Annotated in this window: 8 protein-coding genes; all 8 read left to right on the top strand. The window is 46.7% G+C overall.

Going from position 1 to position 9,466, the window contains the following annotated elements; all coding sequences use genetic code 11:
• Positions 1-2,160, top strand: a 2,160-nt coding sequence (locus AC1DUA_RS10700) for a glycosyl hydrolase family 95 catalytic domain-containing protein (RefSeq protein ID WP_477499725.1), incomplete at its 5' end; no start/stop codon positions are given.
• A 181-nt stretch (positions 2,161-2,341) separates the two neighbouring features.
• Positions 2,342-2,482 (top strand): hypothetical protein, encoded by a 141-nt coding sequence (locus AC1DUA_RS10705; protein WP_477499726.1) that lies wholly within the window; start codon positions 2,342-2,344, stop codon positions 2,480-2,482.
• Positions 2,483-2,508: 26 nt separating this feature from the next.
• Positions 2,509-2,688, top strand: a complete 180-nt coding sequence (locus AC1DUA_RS10710; RefSeq protein ID WP_477499727.1) for a hypothetical protein — start codon at positions 2,509-2,511, stop codon at positions 2,686-2,688.
• A gap of 209 nt (positions 2,689-2,897) precedes the next feature.
• The gene (locus tag AC1DUA_RS10715; RefSeq protein WP_477499728.1) at positions 2,898-4,169 is read left to right on the top strand and encodes an MFS transporter; all 1,272 of its coding nucleotides are present in this window, start codon (positions 2,898-2,900) and stop codon (positions 4,167-4,169) included.
• A gap of 28 nt (positions 4,170-4,197) precedes the next feature.
• Complete coding sequence (locus tag AC1DUA_RS10720; protein WP_477499729.1) at positions 4,198-4,500, top strand: hypothetical protein; 303 nt, start codon at positions 4,198-4,200, stop codon at positions 4,498-4,500.
• Positions 4,443-6,962: a beta-galactosidase GalA gene (gene galA / locus AC1DUA_RS10725; protein WP_477499732.1), complete on the top strand. Its 2,520-nt coding sequence runs from the start codon at positions 4,443-4,445 to the stop codon at positions 6,960-6,962. Before AC1DUA_RS10720 ends, galA begins: the two co-directional genes overlap by 58 nt.
• Positions 6,963-7,398: 436 nt before the next feature.
• The gene (locus AC1DUA_RS10730) at positions 7,399-8,775 is read left to right on the top strand and encodes an alpha-L-fucosidase (RefSeq protein WP_477499730.1); all 1,377 of its coding nucleotides are present in this window, start codon (positions 7,399-7,401) and stop codon (positions 8,773-8,775) included.
• A 63-nt stretch (positions 8,776-8,838) separates the two neighbouring features.
• A partial coding sequence (locus AC1DUA_RS10735; RefSeq protein WP_477499731.1) for an RICIN domain-containing protein occupies positions 8,839-9,466 on the top strand: 628 nt, incomplete at its 3' end.

A 9,466-nucleotide genomic window follows, 5' to 3' on the forward strand; every position in this document is an offset into this window, starting at 1 on the left:
TATCGGAGCTTGTTTCGCAGGTTATGGACGGAAGTAAACGGGAACATAGGCGTTGCCAGAGCTAATGTCCTCTCCTATCAGTATGCGCGTTACGTTTCCATTTGCACTTCCAGAGCAAATACATTTGACCGTCCGCACAACCAGCAGGGCATGTGGAATTACATGTGGAAGCCAAGCTCGTGGGGAGCGCATTTTTTTAATGAAAATGTAGAGAAGATGTATGCRTTRATWGAGACAGGGAATCTTGCTGAAAATGGCGATCCGCTCTGGAAGTACATTAAAAACTTGGCAGTAAACGGGGCGAAAAACGCACAAGCTGATTTCGGCTTTGACGGGTGGTTTGTCCCCCACTCATCCGATGTTTGGGCAAAATCAGAGCTGAGTGCTGGGGACAATGAATGGGCGATTTGGCCTACGGGCGGCATGTGGCTCATGTTTAATGTRTAYGATCATTATCGGTTCACACAGGACAAGTCCTTTCTTCAGGACACGGCGTTCCCTCTAATGATGGGTTCTGCAGAATTTGCACTGGATTTACTTGTTGCAAATAAGGATGGCTATCTCGTTACATCGCCTTCTACTTCTCCCGAAGCAAAATATGTATTGTCGGATGGAACCAAGATTGCTGTCAGTCAAGGCTCGACGATCGATATGACGGTCATTCGAGAATTGTTTGAAAATGTACTGGAAGCAGGAACTATATTGGAGGCAGATTCTCCTGCAGAAGTTGATTTGCTGAATAGAATTCGAACGACCTTGCCGAAATTGCTTCCCTATCAAATTGGAAACAACGGTGAAATCAAGGAATGGAATAATAATTACGTTAATTCTCAATCCAACCACCGTCATGCCTCCCATTTAATTGGCGTTGGTTTTCTTGATCAGATTACGAAGAGAGCCACTCCTGATTTATTTCAAGCAGCTAAAGTTTCGCTAACCATGCGCGGTTCGGGTGGATATCACCCGGATGACTCGTACATGTGGGCACGACTTAACGATGGGAATAAAGCCGCTTCTTTAGCAACCCTTTATCCAGCAAATCCTTCGGTGAATGAATGGCAACTAAAAAATGCGTATTATCCAGAACTCTTTGTGCAAAGTCATACCGGAGAAATTGAACTTCTCCCTTCACTGCCTACAGCTTGGACCAATGGCGAAATAACGGGTGTGAAAGCGAGAGGCGGATATGAACTCAGCATCAAATGGGCAAACGGGCAGCTCGTATCCGCTCAAATCGATTCTCCGACGGGTACGGTCCCTGTCATCCGGTACGGCAATCAGCTTTTGAATCCGTTTACCGATTCGCGAATTACATTCGTGCGCGGAAATACACAATCTGCATTCAATCAAATTGAAGCAGAGAACTACGACAGCCAATCAGGGGTCCAACTTGAGAGCGCCTCAGATAAAGGTACGGGGTATGATCTAACATCGATTGATAATAACGACTACTCTGTTTATAACAGTGTTGATTTTGGAAGTGGCGCAGCATCATTCTCCGCCAGAGTTGCGAGCAACGGACCCGGAGGGACCATCGAGATTCGCTTAGGGAGTCCGACAGGTGCGCTGGCAGGCACTTGTACAGTTCCGTCTACTTCAGGTTGGCAAGTTTGGCAAACAGTTAGTTGCGGAGCAACGGGTGCCACGGGCGTGCAGAACGTATACCTTGTTTACAAAGGAACTGGCGGTTCTCTCTTTCATCTGAATTGGTTCCAATTTTGCCAGTCTGCCATGATAGGTGGTGTGTATAAACTCATTAATGTGGGTAGCGGGAACCTTGCCATGGAAGTGAAAGGAAATGCAACGGCGGATGGGACGCCAGTCATTGTGTCAACCTATAACGGTGCTGCAAGTGAGCAATGGAATATTAGCGACAATGGCGATGGAACGTTCAGGCTGATTGACATTCAAAGTGGCAAAGCGCTGGATGTATCCGGAGCCAACACGGTTGATAACTCCTATACCATTATATGGCCTTATAGCGGCTCATCGAACAAAAAGTGGAAATTTAACGCTAATGCGGATGGCACATATACCATTGTTGGTGTCCAAAGCAACAAACCGTTAGATACGCTTCTAAGCGGCACGGAATATAAGGTGGTTATTAAGACGGCGAACGGTGCGGCAAGTCAGAAGTGGAGTTTGGTCAAATTGCAGTAATGATCATGAGTTAAGGGGTGCCCTCAGAGCACCTCTTTGTTTTAAAATCATTCATTCAAATTTTCAGGAAAAGTGCTTATTTGTAAAGATTTTGTTGATCGTTTTATAGAAATCACTTTTTTTTGATGTTTACATGAAAAAGCAGATGGCATATGTTGGGGCAAGGAGGTGAAAGAAAACAATGAAAATTCATTTTCTTGGACGACTGCGTCTAAAGGCTTTCCGAATGAATTTTGCAGTTGCGAGACGTGCCTCACAGCTCGAAAGCTTGGTGGAAAAAACATTCGTACGAGAGCTTCCGTTATCGTTGACGATACGTTGAAGTTAGATTAATCGGCGGATTCACAAATGCAAGCCCTTCGTGATGGAATAGACATGGGGCGTACAGAACATTTGCTGGTGACCCATACGCATTACGATCATTTTTATCCGGGGGATTTGACAAGCCGAATTGAAGGCTTTGCTCATGGTATTGAACATCCGCTATGGATCCATGGCAACGATCTTGTTATGTACCATGCTCGGTAGGCTCTCGGGAAATTCGAGGGTGCCCGAATTCGATTTAATCGAATGAAACCCTTTCAGAGGACAGCTGTGGGATCGGCTTGGGTTACGCCACTTCATGCTGATCACAATTCCACTCTTTTGCATGAAGAATGGGAGAGCATGTTCGAACCTTATGGGATATGTGTAGCATATGATGGGCTTACTGTTCATTGCTAGGTTAAGGAGAATCCATGAATTTTACTGCATCCGAAAATCAACTTAGGAAGAATCAGCGTCCTGTCACGATTATTGCGGTGGTTACCGCGCTCTGTTTGCTCGGAGATTCCATGCTGTATATCGTACTTCCTATTTACTGGAGGGAAGTCGGCCTCAATGCTTTATGGGAGGTCGGAGTACTCCTTTCCATCAACCGCTTTATCAGGCTGCCAATGACCCCGCTGATTGGTTTGCTTTATAAAAGAATGTCATTGCGCACAGGTCTTGTCCTGGCCATACTTCTGGCAGTAGCGACAACTATCGGGTACAGCCTGTTCAAAGGTTTTATCATCTGGCTCGTTCTTCGCAGCTTATGGGGGATCGCCTGGTCCTTCCTGCGCATGGGCGGCTATTTAACCGTTATCCGCTACTCGGATGATACGAATCGTGGCCATCTGATGGGACGATATAACGGGATATTCCGTCTAGGAAGCTTGGTCGGCATGCTTATCGGCGGTGTCCTCGTTCCACTCGTCGGGATGTCGATTGTTTCCATTGCTTTCGGGGTGTTTATGCTGTTAGGGCTTCCTTATGTCGCCGTCTACATTTCCGGTGCTAAGGCGAACCAGTCCGACGTTTCTCTTCTTCGGAAGGAGCGTATCGACAATCGGGCGGTAATTTGGAAGAAGCCTGTGCTTAAAATCGTTGCAACCGGACTTTTCGTGTATCTCCTCCAGACTGTTCTAAGCGTCACATTAAGCTTGCAGATCGAAACCAACTATCCGCAGCCGATGACGTTGATCGGCATTGCCGTGACAAGCACGATGCTATCAGGCGTGCTGCAGGCAGCTCGCTGGGGATGGGAACCGTTTCTTGCCTCATGGATAGGCTTGCGCTCTGACGGTTCGAAAGGGCGTCTGCCTCTTTTCGGTTTCACGCTAATCTGCTCTGCGGTTGGCTATGCTCTGGTACCGTGGCAGCTTCCGATCTATCTTTGGTGTACGATTATATTACTTATTTTGGCGGCAAGCACAGCCGTTTCGACCTTAATGGACGTTTTGGCATCGGACGTCGCACGCTTTTCATCCGTCGTTACGGTGATGACCGCTTATTCGGTTGCGACGGATATGGGCTCTGCTTTAGGCCCGATGCTGGTATACTTGGCAGTCGGTCTGCCTAATGGCATAACRTACATTTATTTAGGCAGCGCGCTCATGTTTCTGCTGATCGCATTATGGTACAGGCCAAATGTCAAACCGAAAATGAATGTCTTACCAAGTGAACGCGATCTTGCGAAAACCGAATAATAATACCCTTACACCCAAGAGGAAAGGAATGAATGATGTGCGACAACGATTTAACATGGATAAGGACTGGCTGTTCCATCTTGGTGAAGTTGATGTTCCAGTCAACAAATCGCATAACAGCATCTACGGCAGGGCAAAAGCTGGGGGTGCTATTGGTCCCGCTGGCATGGAGTGGAACGATTCGACTTGGCAGACTGTGCAGCTTCCACATGATATCAACAGCCATTCGACCGGGAAAATGGTGTGCCCAATTTCGGCTTTAAGCCGCGTGGCATGGGCTGGTACCGGAAGAAATTTAGATTGGCCGCTGAGGATCAGGGAAAGCAGCTGATGTTGGAGTTCGACGGCATTGCAACCGGAGCTTCAATCTATTTGAACGGAAGCTTGTTGGAAAGAAACTTTAGCGCGTATACCAGTTTTACAGTGGATATCTCGGATCGAGCCTATTACGGTGATCGTCCCAACGTACTCGCCATCCGCGTTGATGCTGCAGAGGCCGAGGGATGGTGGTATGAGGGAGCCGGTATTTATCGTCATGTCTGGTTAACGACAAAATTGCCGCTGCACATTGCAGAGCGCGGGGTCTGGGTCAGACCCGAGAAAATCAACGATACACTTTGGCAGACGCATATTGAAACTGTCGTTGGCAATGAACTGGAGCACGATGTGAATTACACGTTAACAACATATATTCAAAATGCCAAGAATGAAGTAGTTCAAAAAGCAAGGACGGAGAGTAAATGTGCAGCAGGCAGCAAAAATACGATCGTTCAGAAGTTAAACGTAACCAATCCTGCTTTACGGGATATTGATGCGCCTCATCTTTATCAAGTACATTCCGTTTTGACGATAGAAGGTCAGCTTTATGATACTGAGATGACTTCTTTCGGCTACAGAACGATTCGCATCTGTCCAGATGAAGGTTTTTTCCTGAATGAACAACCTTTGAAATTAAAGGGAACATGTAATCATCAAGATCATGCTGGTGTTGGCGTAGCGCTTCCTGATGGGCTGCAGGAATACCGAATTCGGCGACTCAAGGATATGGGCAGTAACGCCTACCGTGCAGCGCATCACAATCCGACACCCGAGCTGCTGGACATTTGCGATCGGTGGGGCATGCTTGTGATGGATGAAAATCGCAACTTTGAGTCTTCCAGAGAAGGCCTGCGCCAACTTGAAAATATGGTCACCCGCGACCGCAATCATCCTTGTGTGGTGTTCTACAGTCTGTTTAACGAAGAACCGCATCAAGGAACACCAATTGGCCGTCGTATAGTTAAACGAATGTTGCGGACGGTCAAGCGTTTGGATTCGACTCGTCCGGTTCTTGGAGCTCTGAACGGTGGGGTGATGGAGGACGAAGGAACAGCAGATATTCTGGAGATCACAGGGTTCAATTATATGCATACGAGCTATGATAAATTTAAAGCGAAGCATCCGGCGCAGCCGATCATCGGTTCCGAGACCGTAAGCGCATTTTCGACGCGCGGCAACTATGCAAATGATTCGATCAAGCAAGTATTTGACAGCTACGATCAAGAGAAGGCGCCGTGGGGCGCAACGGTGCGCGAGGCTTGGCAAGCGGTAGCTACTCGAGATTATGTTATGGGGACTTTCGTTTGGACAGGCTTTGATTATCGCGGAGAGCCGACACCTTATGAATGGCCCAGCATCAACACGCACTTCGGCATTATGGATACCTGCGGCTTTCCCAAAGACGCGTACTATTTGTATCAAGCTTATTGGCTTGACGAACCGGTTCTCCACATGCTGCCACATTGGAATTGGCAGGGACGTGAAGGGCAACCGATAAAGGTGATGACGCACACCAACTGCGAAGAAGTGAGCTTATATGTGAATGGCCATTTTATCAGTAGAGAGTATGTTGACGTGTATAAGCAGTTGGAGTGGGAAATTCCTTATGAGCCGGGTATCGTTCGCATGGAAGGCTACAACAACGGTAGACTTGTAAAGGTGACGGAGGTTGCAACAACTGGCGAAACCGCTTCGCTCCGACTGGAATTGCAGAAACCGTATCTCTATGGTGACGGAAAGGATGCCATAGCCGTGAATTTGTACGCGATCGATGCGCAGCAGCTTTTTGTTCCAACAGATAGTCGGTTTGTGACGTTCACGCTTAGCGGTTCTGGCAAAATATTGGGCGTTGGCAACGGTGATCCCAATTGTCACGAGGCCGACGCCGCTCAGGCAAGAAGTTTATTTGCCGGCTGCTGCCAGCTGATTGTGCAAAGCGTCCCCGGCTCTGACCCCATTGTGTTAGTAGCGGAAGCTGCTGGCTTGGCACCGATGACATGGGTTATCCCGGTGAAGGAAACGGCCGAGCCTCCTTACATCCCTTCCGTCAAGGAAACTTATGTGAATGACTGGCATGTAACGCAGGAACCTTTCAATGAAAGGCCTGATCCCCTCATGATTATGGATCCGACAGATATGAACACATGGGAAAAGGTAGACGTCAGTTATGGCACATTGAATATGCTGAGAGGTATAAGAGGCTACGTAGTGTTTCGAAGTCAATTGTTCTTGTCGGATCAAGATATGTCCAGCAGCGCCAGTCTTCGGTTTAATGAAATCCAAGGCGATGTTGAAATCTATGCGGATACGGAATTGTTATTGGCGGCATCGCTCGTTGAGCCGACTTCATTAGAAATTCTGTTACGAGAAGTTGACTTGAATGGAAAGAAGGTGATTTCGCTATCCGTGCTTGTTCATATAACGGAGCAGATGAGCAAACCAGGTATCAGCAGTTCGGTCTGTTTATTGACTTAAAAGTCCAAGCATAATCCCTGCATACTCCGATAGTGATCCCCTTCATTTCTCCGAAAACCGGCTGCAGTAACTTGGCTCCACGCCAAGACCGGCTGCAATTATGATCACTGTAAAAACGGTGAAGGCTGCCAATGATAACGAATTGGCGGCCTTTTCTATGTTAGCCTTTAATAGCAGCTCAAAATTTCTCGAAAAATGCTTATGTAAGTAGAATTTGCTGATGGTTTTATAGAAATCTCTCGCTTTTGATGTTTACATGGAATAACAGATGGAATATGTTGGGCGTGGGAGGTGAATGTAAGGGCTTACAAAATATGTGGTTCCTTCATATGCATCAGGTTACTTCGTACAAAATCGAAAAGGAGAAGTTATGAAGAGACGATTTCAAAGTGTTGGTTCGCAGCAAACGCAATTCTAATAAAAGGGAGATGTGTTGATGAAGCCATTTATGAAGGTATTGGCAGTATCGGCATCACTTGTTTTATCCTGCGAGTTACTCGCACCATTCGGAACTCATGCAGCAACCACTTATCAGCCTACATGGGAATCTGTTGACCAGCATAAGGCCGCCCCGGAATGGTTTCAAGATGCTAAGTTTGGCATTTACTATCATTGGGGCGTGTTCAGCGTCCCCGCCTATGGAAGTGAATGGTATCCTCGAAATATGTACGTACAAAACGGTAAAGAGTACAACCATCATGTTAGTGTGTATGGATCTCCTGCTTCGTGGCCGTATCACAACTTTATCAATGGCGCACAGGATAAGAATGGGAATTGGATGGAGTTCGCTCCCAAGTTAAAATCAGCTGGAGGGCAATTTGATCCTAACGAATGGGCGCAATTGTTCGTTGACGCGGGAGCAAAGTTTGCTGGTCCTGTTGCTGAACATCACGATGGTTATTCGATGTGGGATAGTTCTGTCAATGAATGGAATTCAGTGGACAAGGGACCCCATTTGGATCTCCTTGGAACCTTTGCAACCGCTATCCGCAACAAGAATTTGAAACTGTTGACAGCGCTGCATCATGCTTATAACAGTAACGGTTACTTTCAATACGCTCCCGCACAATCCGACCCCAGTTTGATGAAATTATACGGTCAACTGCCGAAAACGCAGGAGGATCAACTTTGGTACGATAAACTGAAAGAAGTTATCGATACTTATCAGCCTGATATTCTTTGGCAGGATTTTGCCTTGACGAAGATTGATGAAGCGCAGCGTCTCAAGTTCTTATCGTACTACTATAACAAAGCAATCGATTGGGGCAAAGAGGTTGTCGCAACCTATAAAACGAGCGGTGGATTCAACTTGAATGGTGAAGTTGTCGATTATGAAAGAGGAGGGCCAGCAGAGTTAACTTCTAATTATTGGTTAACGGACGACAGCGTCGGCGGTTGGAGTTATACGCCTGGCATGAACTACTATTCAGCTCCTGCTTTGCTTCATTCTCTCATCGATCGTGTAAGCAAAAATGGCAACTTGCTGCTTAATATTGCGCCTATGGCAGATGGAACCATTCCACAGGAACAAAAAAATATTTTGCTTGGAATGGGGGATTGGTTAAAACGCTATGGCGAAAGCATCTACTCGACGCGTGCTTGGACGAAATATGGCGAAGGTCCAACACAGCTTGGCGGCGCGATTCATTCAAGTCCTATTGTTGGTACGGAAACGGACATTCGTTTCACCCGCAACAAAAGCAACAACACGTTATATGCCATCGTTCTGGGGTGGCCGGGGAATGGAGCCAATTTGAACATAAGCACACTTAATTCTAATCAAATTAATTTGAATACGCTTTCAGATGTGTAATTGCTAGGAGAGACTGCCGGTACCTATTTTAATTTGCCGAACAGAGTCCAGAATCAGGAAGGTTTGAAAATTACGATGCCGGCTAGCAAACCATTCACTGCAAGCGCCTATGTGGTAAAACTAACGTTCACAGGGAGTATTCCGGATTTGCATCAAGTGTCGGGCCCAACTTTTTACAAACATGTGCAATATGAAGGAAATCGAATTCCTCTCTCTTTGGGCAACTACACAAAATCAACTTTGCAAGCCGCAGGAATTGCAGATAATAGTATTTCCTCCATCCAAGTGCCGTCAGGTTACAAGGTAACAGCCTACGCAGATGATAATTACAGCGGGACTTCTTGGACTTTTGCGAGCAACAATAACAATCTCAAAGACACTGGCAATAATGATTTGATTACTTCGCTCAAGATATCCTTGGATTCAAATGCATACTTCAAACTTGCGAATCGTACGACAGATTTGGTGCTCGATGGAGGAGGGAGTGTGGCTTCAGGTTCGAATGTGAAGGAAAGTGTGTGGAACAGCAGTAATGATTCTCAATGGAAGTTCGTCGATCTCGGTACGGGATATTATCAGATTCTTAACCGGACAAATGGTCTGGCACTGGACGGTGCTGGAAGCGGGACGGCACCAGGCACGAATACGAAAGAAACTACGTGGACAGGCAGCGAGAATCAACAGTGGCAAT

This window comes from Paenibacillus sp. 01T422, from assembly GCF_056398785.1.

Excerpts from the sequence above, each read along its gene's own strand:
- AC1DUA_RS10705 (WP_477499726.1), top strand. The coding sequence starts at position 2,342 with ATGAAAATTCATTTTCTTGGACGACTGCGTCTAAAGGCTTTCCGAATG.
- AC1DUA_RS10710 (WP_477499727.1), top strand. The coding sequence starts at position 2,509 with ATGCAAGCCCTTCGTGATGGAATAGACATGGGGCGTACAGAACATTTG.
- AC1DUA_RS10720 (WP_477499729.1), top strand. The coding sequence starts at position 4,198 with ATGAATGATGTGCGACAACGATTTAACATGGATAAGGACTGGCTGTTC.
- galA (WP_477499732.1), top strand. The coding sequence starts at position 4,443 with ATGGGCTGGTACCGGAAGAAATTTAGATTGGCCGCTGAGGATCAGGGA.
- AC1DUA_RS10730 (WP_477499730.1), top strand. The coding sequence starts at position 7,399 with ATGAAGCCATTTATGAAGGTATTGGCAGTATCGGCATCACTTGTTTTA.